18 protein-coding genes are annotated in these 20,453 nt (G+C 36.9%); 6 read left to right on the top strand and 12 right to left on the bottom strand.

Going from position 1 to position 20,453, the window contains the following annotated elements; translation table 11 throughout:
• Positions 1–12: 12 nt before the first annotated feature.
• Entirely contained in the window at positions 13–891 is an 879-nt protein-coding gene (locus tag DCC35_RS03015; RefSeq protein ID WP_246070131.1) for a M23 family metallopeptidase, read from the bottom strand.
• A gap of 120 nt (positions 892–1,011) precedes the next feature.
• Here DCC35_RS03015 and porW point away from each other — a divergent pair, with 120 nt between their 5' ends.
• Genes porW through DCC35_RS21675 form a run of 4 tightly spaced genes read left to right on the top strand, consistent with a single transcriptional unit; the run spans position 1,012 to position 7,724 of the window.
• Positions 1,012–3,618, top strand: a complete 2,607-nt coding sequence (porW, locus tag DCC35_RS03010) for a type IX secretion system periplasmic lipoprotein PorW/SprE (protein WP_137089401.1) — start codon at positions 1,012–1,014, stop codon at positions 3,616–3,618.
• Complete coding sequence (locus tag DCC35_RS03005) at positions 3,608–5,917, top strand: penicillin-binding protein 1A (RefSeq protein ID WP_137089400.1); 2,310 nt, start codon at positions 3,608–3,610, stop codon at positions 5,915–5,917. Before porW ends, DCC35_RS03005 begins: the two co-directional genes overlap by 11 nt.
• Before the next feature lie 8 nt (positions 5,918–5,925).
• The gene (locus DCC35_RS21680) at positions 5,926–6,690 is read left to right on the top strand and encodes a GIY-YIG nuclease family protein (RefSeq protein ID WP_317128975.1); all 765 of its coding nucleotides are present in this window, start codon (positions 5,926–5,928) and stop codon (positions 6,688–6,690) included.
• Entirely contained in the window at positions 6,639–7,724 is a 1,086-nt protein-coding gene (locus DCC35_RS21675) for a helix-hairpin-helix domain-containing protein (RefSeq protein ID WP_317128974.1), read from the top strand. Before DCC35_RS21680 ends, DCC35_RS21675 begins: the two co-directional genes overlap by 52 nt.
• Before the next feature lie 77 nt (positions 7,725–7,801).
• Here DCC35_RS21675 and porN read toward each other — a convergent pair whose 3' ends face one another.
• The 10 genes from porN to DCC35_RS02950 form a co-directional block, all read right to left on the bottom strand.
• The gene (gene porN / locus DCC35_RS02995) at positions 7,802–8,719 is read right to left on the bottom strand and encodes a type IX secretion system ring subunit PorN/GldN (RefSeq protein WP_137089399.1); all 918 of its coding nucleotides are present in this window, start codon (positions 8,717–8,719) and stop codon (positions 7,802–7,804) included.
• Positions 8,720–8,736: 17 nt separating this feature from the next.
• On the bottom strand, positions 8,737–10,311 hold the full coding sequence (gene porM, locus DCC35_RS02990; RefSeq protein ID WP_137089398.1) for a type IX secretion system motor protein PorM/GldM: 1,575 nt from the start codon (positions 10,309–10,311) through the stop codon (positions 8,737–8,739).
• 43 nt (positions 10,312–10,354) lie between these two features.
• Positions 10,355–11,164 carry a type IX secretion system motor protein PorL/GldL gene (gene porL, locus DCC35_RS02985; RefSeq protein WP_137089397.1) on the bottom strand — a complete coding sequence of 270 codons (810 nt, stop codon included), beginning with the start codon at positions 11,162–11,164 and terminating at the stop codon, positions 10,355–10,357.
• A 57-nt stretch (positions 11,165–11,221) separates the two neighbouring features.
• Positions 11,222–12,277, bottom strand: a complete 1,056-nt coding sequence (gene porK, locus DCC35_RS02980) for a T9SS ring complex lipoprotein PorK/GldK (protein WP_137089396.1) — start codon at positions 12,275–12,277, stop codon at positions 11,222–11,224.
• A 170-nt stretch (positions 12,278–12,447) separates the two neighbouring features.
• A complete protein-coding gene (locus DCC35_RS21995) occupies positions 12,448–12,702 on the bottom strand; it encodes a type IX secretion system membrane protein PorP/SprF (RefSeq protein ID WP_137089395.1) in 255 nt (84 codons plus the stop codon).
• A gap of 65 nt (positions 12,703–12,767) precedes the next feature.
• Positions 12,768–13,406: a PorP/SprF family type IX secretion system membrane protein gene (locus DCC35_RS21990; RefSeq protein ID WP_137089394.1), complete on the bottom strand. Its 639-nt coding sequence runs from the start codon at positions 13,404–13,406 to the stop codon at positions 12,768–12,770.
• Positions 13,407–13,521: 115 nt separating this feature from the next.
• A complete protein-coding gene (locus tag DCC35_RS02965) occupies positions 13,522–14,298 on the bottom strand; it encodes a uroporphyrinogen-III synthase (protein WP_175402688.1) in 777 nt (258 codons plus the stop codon).
• A gap of 36 nt (positions 14,299–14,334) precedes the next feature.
• Positions 14,335–15,444, bottom strand: a complete 1,110-nt coding sequence (locus DCC35_RS02960) for a DUF4271 domain-containing protein (protein WP_137089392.1) — start codon at positions 15,442–15,444, stop codon at positions 14,335–14,337.
• On the bottom strand, positions 15,441–16,463 hold the full coding sequence (locus DCC35_RS02955; protein WP_217495908.1) for an MraY family glycosyltransferase: 1,023 nt from the start codon (positions 16,461–16,463) through the stop codon (positions 15,441–15,443). Before DCC35_RS02955 ends, DCC35_RS02960 begins: the two co-directional genes overlap by 4 nt.
• A gap of 36 nt (positions 16,464–16,499) precedes the next feature.
• Positions 16,500–18,158: a BamA/TamA family outer membrane protein gene (locus DCC35_RS02950; RefSeq protein ID WP_175402663.1), complete on the bottom strand. Its 1,659-nt coding sequence runs from the start codon at positions 18,156–18,158 to the stop codon at positions 16,500–16,502.
• Here DCC35_RS02950 and hemW point away from each other — a divergent pair.
• Both hemW and DCC35_RS02940 read left to right on the top strand, forming a co-directional pair.
• A complete protein-coding gene (gene hemW / locus DCC35_RS02945; RefSeq protein WP_137089389.1) occupies positions 18,096–19,223 on the top strand; it encodes a radical SAM family heme chaperone HemW in 1,128 nt (375 codons plus the stop codon). The genes DCC35_RS02950 and hemW overlap by 63 nt on opposite strands.
• Positions 19,224–19,303: 80 nt before the next feature.
• The gene (locus DCC35_RS02940; RefSeq protein WP_137089388.1) at positions 19,304–19,669 is read left to right on the top strand and encodes a hypothetical protein; all 366 of its coding nucleotides are present in this window, start codon (positions 19,304–19,306) and stop codon (positions 19,667–19,669) included.
• Positions 19,670–19,713: 44 nt separating this feature from the next.
• Here the strand turns inward: DCC35_RS02940 and DCC35_RS02935 are convergent, their stop codons facing one another.
• On the bottom strand, positions 19,714–20,445 hold the full coding sequence (locus tag DCC35_RS02935) for a LytR/AlgR family response regulator transcription factor (protein WP_137089387.1): 732 nt from the start codon (positions 20,443–20,445) through the stop codon (positions 19,714–19,716).
• Positions 20,446–20,453 lie beyond the last annotated feature (8 nt).

Genomic DNA, 20,453 nt, shown 5'->3' with positions numbered 1-20,453 from the left:
TATACACTATGCTTAAAATGATACAAATTCTTCCGGATTAACGCTATTTCCATTATACCATAATTCAAAATGAAGATGAGGACCATCAGTCAGCTCTCCGGAATTTCCTACCAGAGCAATAACGTCACCTCCCCTGATAAAATTTCCCGTCTCCTTTAATAAAGCTGAATTATGTTTATAAACGGATATCAAATTACCTACATGCTGTACAGCTATTGTATACCCTCCATCCTGAGACCAGTCTGAAAATATAACTGTTCCATCAGCAACGCATTTAACTGGATCGTTACTTACAGCTACGACATCTATACCATAATGGTTTTGAAGCGGATTATATTTTGATGATACCAAACCTTTTAAAGGAGGGAAAAAAACTATCTCCTGAAGTTCGCTGGCCTCAGTACCTTCTACCACTGATGTCAGAATAGCATTATTTACTGTAGAAAATTGTTTGCGAAACGCACTATCAATTGATGCCATTTCATTTTCATCGAGCTCTTTATTGGAAGAAGCTTCTCCCTCAGCAATTTTTTCTTCGGAAAGATCATCTGAAAAATCTACAGAATCACCAGCTAAAAGCTTTTGGAAACGAGATATTAAAAGGTCTTTCTTTTTCATCTCAATTTCAATACTGTCGAGCTTTAAATTGAACTCGACCATTTGTCTTCGGGTTTGCTGCTGAGCATGTCTTGGATCAAACCATTCTGACAAAACAGTCGTAACAAGAAAAAAAGCTAAGGCAACGAGCAATATTAAAAGCCCGGACGCTATAACAATTAACTTAGCGTAATTGAAACTTACAGTAGTCTTCTCAGCGAAGTTTTCTTCGTTTCGTATAATTAAGAGGTACCTGTTTGTCAGCCAGTTAGATAGTGTCTTTCTGCTTTTCAATGCGTTAAATTTTTAATGCCTCGCAAAATTATATATTTATTTACGAAAAAAGGCCTGATTAATGTATAATTACGCCTTCTTTTCTTACGTTTACTACATAAATCGATTTATCTGCAGCAAATGCAATTTATTAAAAACTTACTATTTTTATTTTTATTGCTTACTTCGTTTTCGTGTGCTGTTAACAAAAGTAATCCTGTTAGCATGGTTTGGCACGATACTAATGCCAAATATAATGCATACTGGCTGGCTCGTGAAAACCTGAAAGCTATTGAAGAAGACCGCAGGGCTCAATACGAAGACAACTTTGAAAAAGTCCTTTATATATATCCTCCCCTCGATACCGCACAAACCAATGCGTACGATGATCAGCTTGAAGATGTGATTAAAAAAGCTTCGATGTCTATTCAAAGACATGAAGGCTCAAACTGGAATGACAATGCGTATGTAGCGGTGGGTGATGCCAGATATTACCGTGGAGAACTGGAAGAAGCAGTTAACACCTATAAATATGTTAATGTAAAAGGAGAAGATGATAACACCAGGCACGAAGCTTTAATTGGTCTGATCTATACGTTTATCTTCAGAGGAGAAAGAAATAATATCATTTCTGTTATTGATTACCTGGCTAAAGAAGAACTTAATAAAAATAATCAAAAAGAATTCTATCTGGCTAAAGCATATTTTTATCAGCTGGAAAATGACTCTGAAAAAGTTATAAATAACCTTGAAGCGGCAGTTGAACTGGAAAGTAATCATAAAAAAAGAGCGCGATATTATTTCATCCTGGGCCAAGTTTACCAGGAGCTGGGTTTTGACGCACTTGCCTACCAAAATTATAACAAGTGTGTAAAAAATAATCCTAATTATGAATTGTTCTTTTACTCCAGACTAAATATGGCACAGGTTTATGACCTGGCTAAAGAGTCTGATACAAAAAAGATCAAAAAGTACTTTGAAAAGCTACTCAAGGATAGAAAAAACAAAGAATATAAAGACAAAATATATCATGAAATGGGAGCCTTCGCCTATAAACTTGACGAAGAGGATCAGGCAATAGAATATTTTAAAAAGTCAGTAAAACAGGAGGGGGCAAGGCCGGTAATAAAGGCAGCTTCGTTTAGAAGATTAGCAGAAATCTATTACAATGACAGAAGAAATTACAGACTTGCCAAAAACTACTATGACAGTACAGTTCAGTTTTATCCTCAGGATGAACCGGATTACGAAGAATTAAAAAAGAGGCAGCAAATTCTGGAGACTTTTGTCGGGCACCTTGAAACTGTGGAAACGAATGACTCATTGCTGAATCTTGCCTCCATGGATAGTTTGTCTGTCAGTAAAATTATTGATGAACAGATAGACATCAGAAGACAGGAAATCGAAGAGGAAGAAGAAAAAAAGAAGGAAGAAGAAAAGAGAAGAGAACAAGCACTGGCCAATGCAGGTAAAAATACTTTTAATAGTTTCAATAATGACCAGGAAAGGGCTTCTCCTGGATGGTACTTTGACGAGCCCTCAGCAATATCAAGGGGGATAAACGAATTCGAAGCTATTTGGGGAGACCGGGAGCTGGAAGATAACTGGCGACGATCTAACAAGATCAGGCTGGCTGGAGATGCTCCTGTTCCAACTGTGGATGATGTCGATGATGTTGCGAATGTCCGTGAGGAAGAAGTTCTGGAAGAATCACCATTCGAAAATGATCCATTAATGCAGCCAGAAACATATTGGGCTAACATTCCTTCTACGGATGAAGAAAAACAGGAGCTGACCAAAGAGGTAGAAAACTCTTTATTTCAGGTAGGAAAGATCTATCATTTTGATCTTAAAGAAGATGAGTATTCTTTTGAAACGCTTAATGAATTTATTTCTCGTTTTTCTGAGGCCGAAACAATTCCCGAAGCATTGTTCCTGTTAAAAGTGATCGCTGAAGCTTTAGGAGAGGATCCTTCAAAATATGAGAGAATGCTTTTAAACGAGCATCCAAATAGTTTGTATGCTAAAATCCTTGAGAACCCCGACTACCTTAAAGAAAGTGAACAAGCTGCCAGAGAGCTTAGAGCTATTTATAAAAACGCTTACTCTTTTTATGAAAATGGTGAATATAAAAAAGCAGATTCGTTGATATCGGCCAGTATAAGAAGTATCCAGCCTAATGAATTTACAGATAATGCTATATTTTTACAGATATTGATCAAAGGAAAAACCGAACCCTTGGCAGGCTATCAATATGGTCTTCAAAGCTTTATTAAAAATTACCCGGACAGCGACCTGATTCCTTTTGCTGAGAAGCTACTCGAAGAAGCACGAGAAGAACAGAAAAAATATGAAAACCTTTCTGAGGTCAGATATGAAATGAATCGGTCTGAAGAACATTATTGGGTCATGGCTGTACCTACCGGTGGTAACTACATAAATGAGACTAGTAAGGCCGTAAAAGATGAGTTGGATAAACTAAATCAGGCAAACTTAAACTATAACTTACTTAGCTTAAATGATGATTTTGCTCTCGTAATGATCCAGAATATCCCTGATTATGAGGGTGCAATGACAATTTTTAACAATTTTTTGCCAATAGTTGAGGAAGACCTTGCATATGGCAACTCAGAATTTTTTAATTTCGTAATTTCAAAGAGTAACTTTGACACTTTTTACAAACGCAAAGACTTGACCGGCTATAACAGTTATTTTAAAAAACAATACTTGAATTCGAATGAACAGTAAAATTAAAGCTATAAATGACAGGTTTGGCGGCTTGTTCAAAAAGCTTGTTAAAGCCTTTTGGATACTTTTTATCGTCGGAACCTTATCCCTGGTTATGCTTTTTGTAGCTGTTTTCCAGGATTGGGGTGGATGGTTTGGTGGAATGCCAGAACTTGCCAGCCTGGAAAATGCCTATGAAGAAAATAGCCTTGCCTCTGAACTTTATTCTGAGGATGGAGAACTACTTGGTAAATATTATCTTCAAAACAGGTCTCCGGTGACTTATGATAAATTATCACCAAACCTGGTGAACGCTTTAAAAGCTATTGAAGATATTCGCTTTGAAGACCATGCAGGCATTGACTTAAAAGGAACATTAGCTATCCCGGTATATAACTTACTGGGCAAAAACCGTGGTGCAAGTACTATTACTCAACAGCTTGCAAAAAATCTTTTCAGAACTAATGACTATGAAGGTTCGCTTACTAAAGATAACCGGCTTCTAAGACGTGGTATAGCTAAGATTAAGGAATGGATCATTGCTGTTAAGCTTGAGCGAACTTTCACCAAAGAAGAGATACTGGCTTTATACTTAAATACAATTGAGTATGCCAATAACACCTATGGTATACGAACGGCTGCTAAATACTATTTTGACCAGGAAACTGATAGCTTAACAGTTCCGCAGGCAGCACTTTTCGCTGGAATACTAAATGCTCCAAGTCGTTATAATCCAAAAAGGCATCCGGATGATGCATTGCACAGAAGAAATGTTGTAATGAGCCAGATGGCCAAATACGGATTTATTACCGATGAGGAATACGATACTTTAAGACTTAGTGACCTTAACTTAAAAATTGTTGAGCAAACACATAATGATGGTTTAGCACCATATTTCAGAGAAGATGCAAGACAATATCTGAAAAAGTGGGCTAAAGAAAACGGATATGACCTTTACCGTGATGGACTTAAGATCTATTCAACTATCAATGCAAAAATGCAACGCTATGCGGAAGAAGCATTGAAAGAGCACATGACCGAGCTTCAGAAAAAATTTATTGAGACATTAAGAGGCCGTGAACCCTGGGTGGATGGTGATTTCAGAGTTATACCAAATTTCCTTGAATCCAGGTCTAAAAATACTGCACAATACAGGGCATTTGTAAACCGATATGGTGAAGGAGATGATTCGGTCGAGATCATGATGAACACCAAGGTTCCAACTACTGTATTTACCTGGGAAGGTGAGAAAGATACATTATTGAGCCCAATTGATTCATTGAGCTACTACAAACATATGCTACAAGCAGGTTTCGTAGCAATTGATCCCCAAAACGGAGAAGTGAAAGCCTGGGTCGGTGGAAATAACTATAAGTATTTCCAGTATGATCACGTAGGTCAGAGTAAACGTCAGCCAGGGTCAACTTTCAAACCATTTGTATATACTGCAGCCATCGAACAAGGATATTCACCTTGTTTTGAGGTGATGGATTCACCATATACATTCCATATTCCCGGTGGTGATCCGCCAACATGGACACCTTCTAATGCAGAGGGAAAATATACGAATGAGGACATGACCCTGAGACAAGCGATGGCAAGATCAGTGAATAGTATCACAGCAAATATGATGGATAGGGTAACACCTCAACGAGTAGTTAACATAGCCCAGCAAATGGGTATTCAGAGTGACATCGATCCGGTTCCGGCACTATGCCTGGGAGTATCTGAAGTTACCCTGCTTGAACTTATCGGTGCCTATGGAACATTCGCAAACTTAGGCTTCTGGAATAAGCCTCATTACATTACTCGAATCGAAGATAAAAACGGAAATATCATCCATGAATTTACGCCTAAGTCTGTACAGGCACTAAGTGAAGAAACTGCTTATGTAATGCTACACATGCTTAAAGGTGGAGTTGAAGAAGAAGGTGGTACTGCATTAGGATTAAGTAGAGACGTCCGTGTCGATAACGAAATAGGTGGTAAAACCGGAACGACAAATAATGCATCTGACGGATGGTTTGTGGGAGTAACAGCAGACCTTGTTGGTGGCGCCTGGGTAGGTGGCGATGAACCGGTTATTCATTTCCGTAGCTGGTATTATGGCCAGGGTGGTAAAACAGCATTGCCGATCTATGACAAATTCATGAAAAAGGTTTATGCTGATGAAGAACTGGGTGTGGAAAAGAGGCCTTTTCCAAGACCAACAAAACCAATCACAATAAATCTGAATTGTGACACTGATAACGAAGAAGAGTCTGATAGCACCACTGTTGATGATGAAATGATTCAACCTGATGCAAGTGATTTTGGTTAATTAATTAAATGGATGAATTTAGATATAGTCCAGAAGATATAAAAAGACTCCCGGACAAGCCGGGAGTCTATAAATATTATAATAAAGATGATCAGCTCATTTATATTGGTAAAGCCAAAAATTTAAAAAAAAGAGTTGCCTCATATTTTAACAAATTATCCGGTATCAGCCGGAAGACCAGGAAAATGGTTTCAGAGATCAAATCGATCGAAGTAACCATAGTCAATACCGAGTTTGACGCACTTCTACTGGAAAATAACCTGATCAAAAGTCATCAGCCCAAGTACAATATTTTAATGCGTGATGACAAAACCTATCCTCACATTGTCATCACAAACGAACGATTTCCAAGGATTCATTCTACCCGAAAAATAGAAAAAGGTTATGGAACTTACTATGGTCCGTATGCCAGTGTTCGCGCGATGAAAAACATTATTGATCTGTTACACAAGCTATTTCAGATCAGAACGTGTAAGTATAACCTGTCTGAGGAAAACATAGAAAAGCAGAAATACAAAGTCTGCCTGGAATACCATATAGGAAACTGCAAAGGTCCTTGTGAAGGATTACAGGATGAAAAAGAATATGATTATAATATTAACCAGGCAATAAATATTCTTAAAGGGGAGTTAACTATCCCTAAGCAATACTTTAAAGCTGAAATGCAGGATGCAGCAGCTAACCTGGCATTTGAAAAGCTCAATCTTATAAAGAAAAACTCATGTTGCTGGAAGACTTCCAGGCTAAAACAACCATTGTCAATACTAAATTAGATGACGTCGATGTTGTAACGATTACTTCAGATGAAAAACGAGCTTATATAAATTATCTCAAAATAAATCAGGGACAAATCACAGCTACAAAGACCACTGAAATCAAGAAGAAAATTGACGAAGGGGACAGTGATATACTGGCTACTGCTATTATTGAGATCAGAGAGTCTTATGGTAGTACCGCAAAAGAAGTATTTACTAACCTGAAAATTGATTTCGATATTCCTGAGTTTTCAATTGTTGTTCCAAAGATCGGTGACAAACGAAAGGTAGTTGAGCTTTCTTTAAAGAACGCTATCCTTTATAAAAAAGAAAAGCTGAAAAATGTTGAATCCAAAGCACCACCACATTTAGCAGTTCTTACTGAATTAAAAGAAGCGCTCCAATTAAATAGTGTTCCTTTTAATATTGAATGCTTTGATAATTCAAATCTTGGGGGAACTAACCCTGTTGCTTCTATGGTAAGCTTCAAAAATGCAAAACCAAGTAAAAAAGATTACAGGCATTTCCATATAAAAACTGTTCAGGGGCCTGATGATTTTGCATCAATGTATGAAGTTGTCACAAGGCGCTATTCAAGGCTCCTCAGAGAACGTAAACCTTTACCCGACCTGATACTTATTGACGGAGGAAAAGGACAGCTTAGCAGCTCTGTGTCTGCTCTAAAGGACATGAATATTTATGGCAAGGTAGCAATTGCCGGAATTGCAAAACGATTAGAGGAAATTTATGTACCTGAAGATAGTTACCCGATCCTGATCAGTAAAAAATCTCCAGCCTTAAAATTGCTTCAGCAATTAAGAGATGAAGCGCATAGATTTGCAATAACCTTTCATAGAAAAGTCAGAAGCAAAAATGCTTTTAAGACATCTTTATCAGATATACCGGGTCTGGGAGATAAGACCATAGATAAATTACTTCAGCACTTTGGAAGTGTAAAAAACATCAAGCAAGCGAGTTATGTTGATATAGAGCAAATTGTTGGAAAAAGCAGGGCCGACAAGATCAAACAATACTTTAAAAAGCAGGATTAGGAATTGATCAAATATCACAAGACATAAAAAAAGGGCTTCGATTGAAGCCCTTTTTAATTTATATACTAAACCGATGTTTAGAATGACCAAAGGTCATGTTCCATTTCCATCAGTTTTTGCTCCATGTTAACTGACTCGATCAAGGCACGCTTACGATCAGAGTAGATATCCTCCAACTGAAGGTCTTCAGGATTATCAACTTTGATAATTCGAGCATCGAAAAGTCTAAGTTTAAAAGCATCTGCAAGGTTTCTATGTTCTGCAGAATTCTGACGATTGAACCATATAGATTGATCTGGATTCTCTCTCCAAAGCTCAACAAGATCTTCGTACTTAAACGCTCCAACTCTTCTGTAAACACCAGTCTCAAATTCCTTAGCAGGAATAATTAATGAGATAGACTGAATAGTCCAGTAAAGTCGAGATCTCTTTCTGTCGAAGATCATGTCTTCCATGATCTCAAGAATAGTAACCTGAGAAGGGAAGAAAAGGTCATCACCTCCAACTGCAGAAGATTCTTCGGTAGTTCCTTCAGCATCTGTGCCTTCAGCACCAGAGTCTTCAGGAGTACCCCAATCGCCCCAGTCATCTCCACCAGATTCTTCTTCTTCGCCAAATCCCATGGCTTTTTCTTCTTCAGTAAGAGCTGCTGTGAACACCTCACGCTTCATGTTTTCAGTGAACTGCTCAACCGTCATCTTAGTAGTAAGACTATCATTTTCATAGATATCTATCTCACCAGCTAATGCTTTATCAATGATCAATTTTGTGATCTCATTGTTAAAAGCGAAAAACGGTCGGTTCATTTTCTCTGTTAAGTCCATTCTGCGCCATACTCGCTTTCTGAAGAAGATATCATCCTTGTAGATAGTATTTCCTTCTGCCGATGTGAATACAGCATCATCAGGCGTTTCCATCGAGTTTATCTGCGCGTTACCAGAGAACGACAACGCAAAGCCTGAAATGATAATCAGTAAAAATGATAGTTTTTTCATATCAGAAAAAAATTCTGTTAGTTAATAGGTATTGTAATAATTGATGAAGCCGATCCCATCGGTACGTCAAGAACAGCACCTCTAAAGTTCATTCTTTGTACTTTAGATACCTCGATTACAAGTCTGTCACCAGCTCTTGCTTTTCTGGCAATTCCAGAAAGGCTAGCCTCTGATCCTCTTACAACCTGCTGGTCAACTGGTCTGCTACCACGAGCAAGTGTAATTCTGTATTCTGAAACTCTGTATCTTGCATCCTTTGGAAGCATAGCTTTAAAGTCTTCATCAGCAATCGCATCAAGTTCGATTGAAGTTGGACCCGGTGCAGGAACACCCTGCTTAAGGTTTACTCTTCTACCTCTAGATTTTGCTACGATCTCTGGTTTAGGAACACGCTTAACTTTGAATTTTCTTGATCCAATTGCGTTTCCACCACTGCTTACGTTAAGTGTAACGTTTGCTGATGTAGGTATAACGGTTACAAGTCCTGGCTTATTGCCTGCGATAGCTGTACCACCACGGCAAGAGAACTGAGGATTGTACTCTGCACCTAGAGCAGGAACCTGAACATCAAGTTCGTTTCCGCACTGTAAGTAAAGAGCCTGAACCGCTTGAGCAGTAACCTGAATTACAGGTTGTGCTACGAAATATTCGATTGTATCGACAAATGCTGAGTCGTTCATTTCGATCTTACCAACATACGTTTTTCTTGCAAGACCTGTTTTAGAATCATATTTACCAGGAGTGGCTCTGAACTTTACTTGTCCGTTAGAACCTTCTACAGGTATTTTCTCTCCGTTAACATACATCTCCGCATTTCCGGCAGATGATGACGCAGCAAGGAAAAGATCCGCTTCGTACATTGCACCTGCAGCAACGATTGATGATTTAGGAACAACTCGAACATTTACTAAGTCAAATTTAAGGTCACCAGCACCTACTTGCTGAGCTAGCGCTTCTAACGCTCTGTTAGCTCTTGACATCACCTCAGTTTGGAACTGAGTAATAGTTGCAAGACCTGCTACAGTAGGTGACTGACTAAAGTTCAAAGTAGAGAAATCTTTCTTTGCTTGTTCTTTGTCATTCTTGAAAGTAGGGTGATTCTTACCATCAAATGCAATTTTTGAAAAATCCATTCCGGTAAGCTCATTTAACTCAGCTACATACTCATTCAGCTTCGCTTTAAGCTCTTCACCTTTACCCTTATTGATCATCAGGTTCGCCATTTTTTCAGTATCTTTCTTACCTTTTAGGTCGCCATCAGCGTCATATCCGCCTGATACCTCGATGATCTCTTCTTTTACACCTTCTGTGTACTGTATCGCTTCTGATGCCAGTTCTCTTACTTTTTTAGCTTTTTCAAGAACGGCAATATCTTTTTCTCTGCTTCCTGCTTCTTCGACAGCACTCTGAATTCGAGCAACAGTATTACTGTTGATATCTCTTGTTTGCTTTACAGAGTTTTCAAGGCTGTCATTCAGGAATATAAATTTATCCAACACGGCAGATGATACGTTGAGGGCAAGCATTGCCATCAACACCAGGTACATAAGACCGATCATCTTCTGTCTTGGGGTTTCTTTAGCTCCAGCCATAAACTTTTAATTTAATTTTAAAAATTAATGATTATGATACTAATTACTTACTACCACGCATTGCAGTCAACATGCTGCCATAAACGTTGTTAAGTGAAGTAAGGTTAGTAGTTAATTTACCAAGCTCATTCTTGAAAGACTCAGTTTCTTTAGCAGCGCCAGCCATGCTATCCATAGCAGTAGCAACGTTACCGTAGAATTTCTTCATCGCTTTCAAGTGGCTGTTCGCATCCTGAAGCTCCATTTCATACACTGCATTTAGTGCAGAAAGGTTCTTAGTTACTGATTGTACTTGTGAATGATATTCTTTAGCGTCTTTAGCGGCATTAGCCATTTCAGACATCGCAGTCATTGTAGTACCATATGACTTGTTCATCTCAGTAAGAGATTTAGAAGCCTGCTTTACATTTGATGCATACTCATTGGTTGCAACAGCTGCATTACTAAGGTCTGCCATTTTAGAAGCTGACTCAGAAAGATTCTTAAGACCATCACCTAAGCTCTTTACTAAATCACCACCCACTTTGTTAGACTCTAGTGCTTTATCAAGTTGTTTAGAAACAGAATCACCGCTTCCGCTACCTGGTTTGCTGCTAATTCCAAGAGGTCCATCATAATCATCCGCTAATTCCGGATAAACTCTTGCCCAATCAACTTCGTGACTTGGTTCGAATGCACTAAGGAAGAAAATTAACGCCTCAGTACCAAGACCAACTATTAACATTATATCTGCTCCTTCTAAATGTAGAATTTTGAAAAGAGCTCCGATAATTACAATTGCACCACCAATACCGTATATCTTCGGCATAAGAGTACCATACAATAGATTAGAGAATCCACCTTTTTTGCTCATCTTACTAGATTTTTAGGTTGTGAAAAAAATTGATATTTAAATTACAGATTAATTCGTTTAGTTAAATTCAGCTCCGCTTGATCTACCCAAATTGGTCAATGCACAACGGAAACCGATATAAGCTCTTGTAGAATCCTTATGTTCATAAGTTCTAGTACCTGTTTCAAGGTAGTAAGCTATATCCTTCCAAGAACCACCGCGAATTACTTTTCTAGGCTCTGCCTCATCGTAATAGGTTGGGTTAAGATCCCAAACTACCGGATAAGAAGCCGGGTGAAAAGCATCCTCGCACCATTCAGCCACATTTCCAGACATGTCCCATAATCCCCAATCATTAGGGAAGTATTGTGCTACAGGAGCAGTGTACTGGAATCCATCATCATAATAGTTTCCTCGTCCAGGCTTGAAGTTAGCCAACATACAACCTTTCGAGTTTCTTATATAAGGGTTACCCCAAGGATATTTTGCCATATCACGTCCACCTCTTGAAGCATATTCCCACTCTGCCTCCGATGGAAGACGGAAAGTAGGCATCGCCCAAAGACCTTGTGAAGCTCTATAGCTATTTAAGAAGTCTGTTCTCCATTTACAGAAGTATTTAGCTGCTTCCCATGATACACCGACAACAGGATAGTCGTCAAAAGCAGGATGCCAGAAATAATACTCCATCATAGGATCACCCATGTGGTGAGCAAAATCTTTTACCCATACTGTTGTATCAGGATAGTAAACACTTAATTCGCCACTTTCACCTTCAGCCATAGCAGAATCCTGTTGTACAGTTTCGATAAACTGACGATACTCGTTATTAGTAATCTCAGTGTCATCCATGTAAAAAGGACCAATTGTGATCTGCTTGTTCAGGTTGATCATTGAGGCAGCCACGTTTTGATCGGCCTGACCCATGTGAAAAGTACCTGCAGGTATGGCTACCATCCCATAAGGAACGTTCATCACCCATCCTGGCGGACGCCCCTGAGCTCCTAGAAGCTCTCCTCTGTAGTCTCCACCTGCATTACCGCCTCCGCCGCCGAATAATCCACAGCTTTGAAAAAATACAGCCATTGCTGATACGGCAAGCAATAGGGATTTTCTAAAGAAACCTTTGTTCATAATATACTGTTTTAAGCTTTTTTCGCAAAAAATCTATGATACCAAATAAATAACTAATAAAGAATATTAATTATTGTATTCAATTCTCAATTTTCGGTAAAGTAAAAAAATCTAATCCAAAAATTGAAGGTCGAAAACACTCAATTTCTTACAAGTATATAAAAATACTCCTAATGTCTGAATCTTGGTGTGCGAATTACTTTCTTAGCAGCTGGAGGTAGTACCGGTAAGGTGTAGCTCAGCATAATTTCATGTGAGGTTGCCTGTTTTGCACTTTGCTCTGATACTATATAGTCAAACGCATACCCTACTTTCATAGCGTTTTCTTTTAAAAAACTATAGCCTAACATGGCTATGATGGCTTCTTCCTGCCTATACGACAGTCCCGCATACATCTTTTCTTTGTATGTACCGAGTACTGCCACATCAAAAGAATACTGCACCAAATCTGTTCGAACAAGTAAAGATGGAGTCACGGTAAAATCATAATTTAAATCATAATCATACCCCCCATAAAATACAAATGCGTTTTAATCGGGTTTCGTAAACTTTCGACGTTGAAGTCGAATTCTGCTTCAGTTATATGGGCAGAACTTACACCAATATAAAAATCCTCGTGCTGATACCAGGCTCCGATTGAAAGATCAGGACGGATTTGCGTCTCCTTTCCGTCTCTTAATAAAGGATCGTCAGGGTTGACAGCACGATATTGATCAAAGTCAATTGTCTGAGAAAATGCTCCGGCTCGTACGCCGAAACTTAATTTTGAATCACCTACTTTTAAATGATAAGCAAAAGAACCCTGAATCTCTAAATTATTCTGTGGTCCGAGCTGATCATTTACAATATAAAAGCCAACACCGCTGCTCATTTTCAGAAGCGCGGTATTCATTGATAGCATTTGTGTCACAGGGTTACCCCCTACTCCGTCAAAAGTTGTATTATAACCTGCCCATTGTGTTCGGTGTAAAGCTGTAAACTTTGTAATGCCTTCCACGCCTGAATAAGCTGGGTTATAATAAATCTTATTGAACATGAACTGACTCAAAGGAACATCCTGCTGAGCCATGCTGACGTTAGCTAGCAACAAAAAACTTGATATACAGGTAAAAAAGTATCGCAATCTCATGCTTTTCTTTAAACTAGAAATTTAAATATAGCAATTTTTTTATAATTGCAACCGAGTACCACTAACTTTTTCAACACTGACCAGCAGGATGTGCAAAAATTTATCTCAATACTAATTATTCGAGGTTATTTGCCTTCTTAATATAGTATTCGATTGCACCTGTCATACTTGGGGCGTTTGGTAATGGAGCCTCAATGTCAAGTATCATATCATGGTCTCTCACTGCCTTCGCAGTAGTCGGGCCAAAAGCTGCAATTCGGGTATCGTTTTGCTTAAAATCCGGAAAATTAACAAACAAGCTGTTAATTCCTGAAGGACTAAAAAACGCAATTATATCATATGTAACATCATCAAGATCAGAAAGGTCACTGGCAACGGTTTTATACATTGTCGCTTCTGTCCAATCATACCCATTATCATTAAGAAAATTAGGGATATCATCCTTTCTGATGTTAGAACAAGGGAATAAGAACTTCTCCTTTTTGTGCTTTTTAAGAATTTCGATAAGATCCTGCGCAGTTCTTAAACCTGTAAAGATCTTTCTCTTTCTTATAACTATATACTTTTGCAAGTAATTAGCTGTCTGCTCTGAAATACAGAAATATTTCATATCAGATGGCACTTCAAGTTTTAATTCCTCGCAAATTCTGAAGAAATTATCAACTGCGTTTCTACTGGTTAATATAATTGCAGTATGATCAAGAATCTCGATTTTCTGTTTTCTGAACTCTTTAAAAGGTACAGGATCCACTTGAATGAACGGGCGGAAATCAATTGTTAAATTGTATTTTTCCGCAAGTGCTCGATATGGATTGTTGGTACTTGCTGGTTCAGGTTGGGATACCAAAATCGTCTTAACCTCTTTAAGTCTAGACTCTACTTCCTTAGACATGGGTTTAATATCACTCATAAATTCACCGAAAAATAGTTAAATAATTAACAGAACTTTTACTGCTATTAACAAGGGTACAAATTCCGTTCCGCAAAGGTAGGAAATTATATGCATTTTCCTATAACCTGTGTAAGCTATTGCCTTTAGATAGAGCAATATTTCAGATAAAAACAATAAAATTAATACTACGAATAATACTATATCATAGTTGGTACTCGAAATATTTAGCGGTGAAAAATCCACAACTATAACCAGCATCATCGATACCCAGGCAATTACTGTAAAATGTCTTAGTTGAAAAAGAAAGTGCTCAGAACTAAATGAATCTATCTGATACATGCTTGCAAAAAAATTAATAATCAGCAACCTCAATATAAATATCAGAAAAAAAGCACCCGTTAATGCCAGATACATTAAATAACTATTCTCTGGTAACCAGCCTGTTAGGCCTTCAGGATTTACTATCTTCGAATTATTTAGCAACGTTAAAAAAACGTAGCTGTAAGTGAATGATATCAGAAAGATATTGAAAAATGTCGCTAATTCTGCAGTAGCTAAACCTGAGTCTTCCTCTTTTCTGCGAATTGAAAAAAGCCGATCGCTCCGGTTTATTTCATTAAATTTTTTAGAATTTGCCGATTTGAAAATAACTACAAATAAAGTCAGGATAAGTATGGCTACAACTTTATGATCTCTTGATTCCGTAACCCGATTAAAATATGCAAGTACCTTATTTTGGGATGTAATGTTTTTGCTCTTCACATAACTCTTCATTTCAATATCTCTCTCCGGAACGAGCCCCGGATAAAAAATAGTTAAAAACAACGAGTCATTTTCATATTCCTTAAATGTATTATTAATCGGTATGATCAACGAATCTTGTTGAAAAGTATAGACGATTTCATGATTAATTAAAAATGCAGACTCTATTGGTGCTTTTACCACTAGTTCATCTCCTGACCAATGTTGTCTGGTTATTAATACGTGAATTGCATCAAGTGCATCATAACTGCCATAAGTATAAGGAAGATATAATTTTTGTGTCTGATCAAAATACATCAAATCATGATTGTAATTTTTGATCAGGGTTTGCGAAGAAGCCTGTGAAGCAATAAATAAAAATAAACAGAAAAAAAAGTATCTCATCCTTTAGGCAAATAGGGTTTGGTTTTAACCTCGAGTATTAAAGAAAATAATATAGCTACTCCACCAATAGCCAGAAAAACCACATCGCTTCCATAATCTTTTAATAAAAATGCAAATAGGACGAATAAAATATTAATGGAGGCAAGAGTTATCACCACTTTAGATTGGTCAAGGCTTAAACTTAATAATCTGTGATGAATATGATTCCTGTCAGGATCAAATGGATTCACCCCCTTAATAATCCTTATTATAAACACCCTTGTCGTATCTAACACCGGTATAATTAAAATGGCTGTTGCTAGTCCTGCGGTACCCGGATCATTGTTTGCTGTAACATATTTCAAAGCCATAACACCAACCGTAAAACCGCACACCAGTGATCCTGTATCACCCATAAAAATCTTTGCGTTTTTATAGTTATGTTTTAAAAACCCAAAAACAGCACCGGCCAAACTAAACCCTATAAATGCGAAAGCATGTTCTTCAATTAAAAACAATACTCCAAAAGTAATGCTGATAATGAATATTATTGTTCCCGCAAGTCCATCCAGGCCATCTATCAGGTTAATAGCATTCGTTAAACCAATAATTATAATGAATGATAAGAAATAAGAAACCCCATCAGGTATGGTGTAGATTCCAAATAACCCATCCAAATCGGTCAGACGTATATCAGCCAGAAAAACTATTATACCCGCTGCGAGAATTTGTACCAGTAACTTCTTTAAAGCTGTTACTGATATTATGTCGTCTTTAATCCCTATAAAAAATATTAATAACACTCCGGCAATGAGGTATTGAACTGTTTCTTCAATCTCACCAAATATAAAGACCGCTGAAACGAATCCGGCGAAAATAGCCAGACCTCCTAAGCGAGGAATGTTTCGGTCGTGTATTGTGCGGTGGTTTGGTTGATCGAAAAGTTGCTTTTGAGTAGCAACTCTTACGATAGACGGAATAGCATACAATGCCACCAGGGACGCCCAAATAAAAGAAAGAAATAGGTTTAGTTCACTCATCATCAGTTCTTATCACCTGATATTAATTTTTCAAAGTTATAAATTTGCACGGTAACCTACTTGAAATAACGGCACATTTGATGAAAACGCGTAAGGTTCATTTAATAAAAAAGAAAAAGCAAAATTGAGTTGCCCCGTTTCAAAGTTTATCGACATACCTGGCCCAGCACTGACAGGGAAGCTTTGTTCAAACCCAAATTCATTGATCGCTGCAGCATCCAGATGCAGAAATAAATAAGTAGGTCCTTCCAGAAATAGTCTTAATTCACTTTGTAATGACACCCCTTGTTCCAGGCTTAAGGATTTTTGCGGTACGCCTCTGAATTCATTTATTCCACCAAACTGAAATACTTCATTTATTCGCTGATCATTTAAAGGGGCATAAACTCCTGATAAACTAAAATTAACACCAAATCTGTCAGATAGTTCCTTACGATAAGTAATATTCGCAAATGCTTTAATCCAACCTCCCGATGTGTTTTCTATTGAATCAGTTACTTTCCTTTTACCAATAACGACATCAGAAAAAAAAGAAACTCCATTTCTTTTTGTAAATGAAAACTCATCTTTCTCGACCGATAAAACAATTCCGTTAATATTTACTTTATCAGTAGGGTTAAATTCGTTATCGCTTTTTCCATCTGATAGTCCGGCATTATCTTCAAAATAATATCCAAGTCCATACCTTATGCCTTTTTCAGTTCCTCCAAAGACTTTAAATTCTGATAAAACCCGGTTAAAAGAACTGTCTGCTCTTATTATTTCTAATTTTGCAGATCCGAATATATTCGCCTTGATTAATCCAGGGTGAAAGTAATTAATAGAAAGATATTGAGATCCTTTTCTAATCCTCTGCCATTCAAGTGTCAATACCTTTGCAGACCTGAATAGATTAAAAAGTCCTAATGACGCCTTTCCTGTAAATATAGTTCCTGAGTTGTTATTAGTTAAACCAACAAAAAAATCAGCATAATCTTTTTGTTCTCTTTTTACAGACAAATATGGTTGTGCTCTCTCTAATCGAAAAAGGATAGTATCGATAGCCTCATAATCCCACCCGGGTAAATGTAAAAATCGATTTGGTATTTGATTTATTTTTTCCTGATCAAATGACTCTGCAGGATTAATCTTTAAATACCTGGACAAAAAATTCTTATTCAGATTATTTTTATTGGTTAATTTAACGGTATCAAAATATATTTTTCTGCCTTCTTTTTGATAATAAATCAACTCATCTTCTTCCTTATTATATTCTTTAAATATCAGTTTAATAAATGGATAACCTGATGATAGTCCGGATTCTAATATCTTGTTTTTTATATAGGTTAATTCTGACACATCCCTTACATCTGCAGCATAAATCAATTCCCTTGTCTTTTGTTTTAAAACCTTAAACTCTAAAGGAAACTTTAATATGGGGGCAACTATTATATAGATTACCTCGTCTGAACTTTTAATAGTATCTATATCTATCGATGAAAAGCCTGCTTTTTGGTATTTATTAATTATAACATCGAGGTCATCTGAATCAGATCCGATAATTTCATTGTGTAATTCTGTATTTTGTGCCTGTACCGAATAACTTTGTGCTTTTCCCGGAAAAAAGGATGCACATAATAAAAACACCCAGATTTGAGCGGTATTTATATACATATTCCATTTTGTAAGCAAGCTTGTCATTATTGCGACTTTCACTTTAGCACTAGTTTAAAAAATATCGAACTCCTGACGGAGGCCATGTGCAAAGAAATAAAATTACAAAAAGATTTCTTTAATGAATTGAAAGTAAATACAATCTATTTTGGAGGTGGAACTCCGTCTTTGCTCGATGGTGAAAACCTGTCCAAAATAATAAACACTCTTTATGATACGTATAATATTGCTGAAACTCCGGAGGAATTCACTTTCGAGGCCAATCCAGATGATATCAATATACATAAACTAGAAAACTGGAAAAAAATTGGAGTAGACCGATTGAGTATAGGCGTACAAAGCTTTAATAAAGACATTTTAAAATTTCTTAATAGGGCTCATGATCAAATAATGGCTGAAAAAGCTCTTGAGGACTGCAAAAAAGAAGGCTTTAATCGATTTAGCCTGGATCTGATCTATGGTATTCCTGGCAGAGACCTGGAAGAATGGCGAAAAGATATTGAAAAAGCCTTATCATATGATCCGGAACATATATCTGCTTATTCATTAACTATCGAGGAAAAAACAGTTTTTGGAAACTGGCTTAATAAAGGAAAGCTCGAGCCAATGGATGATGATGAAGTAATCCAACAATATTTATTGCTGGTTAATATTCTGGAAGATCATGGTTATGAACATTATGAAGTTTCAAATTTTGCTAAACCTGGATATCGGGCAGTTCATAATACATCTTATTGGAATTCGATACCATATCTTGGAATTGGCCCTTCGGCACACTCATTTTTAAACGAAAAAAGATGGTGGAATATTTCGAATAATCAGGCCTATATCAATTCAATAAATAAAGGCATAATACCTTGTGAATCAGAATCTTTATCTAAGGAAGACCAGGTAAACGAATACATAATGACCAAGCTTCGTTTAAAAGAAGGAATTGACAATAATGAATTTATAAATCGGTTTGGTTTTGACTTTATTGAAAAAAATAAATCATATTTACATGAAATTTCATCGGAAGGGCTAGGCGTATTATTGAATAATTTTTTTAAATTAACGACTAAAGGTAAATTATTTGCTGATCAGATTGCCTCTAATTTGTTTTATTGATGATGAGTTAATCAAAATAATTTTTCTTATTATCGACTTTTAAAAGATTAATATATATTTGTAGAAAGTAATTTTTCGTAATGACTCAAGAGGAAAAGAAAGCCTTTATTTTATTAAAATCAGTTATTTTTCATTATCACGGGCTTGATGAAGATGAAGAAAAAATGCTCAGTGATACTGCTGATGAACTTGACGCTCATGAAGAACTTGAATGGGCTAATAGTTTCATTGCGGAAGATTATTATACTGCCTTTCAAAGAGCTCGAAGCTTACTGAACGATGTAATTGGTCATCTGGACAAGGATAAAAAGCTAAATTATATTAAGTTGGTTTGGGAAGCTAACAATCAAAAGGGCTATATCACAGAGATGGAAGCCACTGCCATGTTGAAACTGGCAAAAGACTGGGATGTCGAAAGGGAGCTAATCGAAATGATTAGAAAATAACCTTAAACAAAGTTTTTATCTCATAAAAGACATAATGAGTCTTATTATAAACTCATCATGTCTTTAAATTTTGCAGCCTGTCTCCTTGATACTTCTATTTTTTCTCCCCCTTTTAATTTAACCAGTAATCCGCCATTGAACCAAGGTTCGATATTTTCGATCCAGTTTAAATTAATTATATGCTTTCTACTGGCTCTGAAGAAAGCTTTATCATCTAATTTTTCATCCAGGGCATTTAAGCTTTTATGTATCATTGGCTTATTATTATCAAAATAAACCTTTATATAATTTCCATCTGACTCAAAAAGCCTTATATCCGATAGTTTAACAAACCAACATCTCTCTCCGTCTTTGACAAAAACCTGGTCATCTTGTGATAATTTTTCGGTTGATGAACCTGAAGTAGCTTCGTCATCTGATTGTTCTTCTTCACCTTCCTGAATCTTGAGTATAGTTTCTTTTAAGCGATCAGATTGAATCGGCTTTAAAAGATAATCAAGCGCATTTACTTCAAATGCTTTAAGAGCATATTCATCATAAGCTGTTGTAAAAATTACCTTCGGTACAACTTCAAGCATTTCTAATAATTCAAATCCGGTTTTTCCTGGCATCTGAATGTCTAAAAATAATAGATCTGGCTGATGCTTTTTGATCTTATCATAAGCGTCATCAGCATTCACAGCCTCGTCTACTATTTCTATTTGATCAAAGTTTTTTAAAAGGGAGGTCAATTCTACTCTGGCCAACCTTTCATCGTCTACTATTATTGCTTTCATATCTGTAA

Origin of the sequence: Mangrovivirga cuniculi, assembly GCF_005166025.1 — a bacterium.
GTDB lineage: Bacteria > Bacteroidota > Bacteroidia > Cytophagales > Cyclobacteriaceae > Mangrovivirga > Mangrovivirga cuniculi.
Note: the sequence above shows the minus strand (reverse complement) of the source record. Positions and strands in the feature narration are given on the sequence as shown.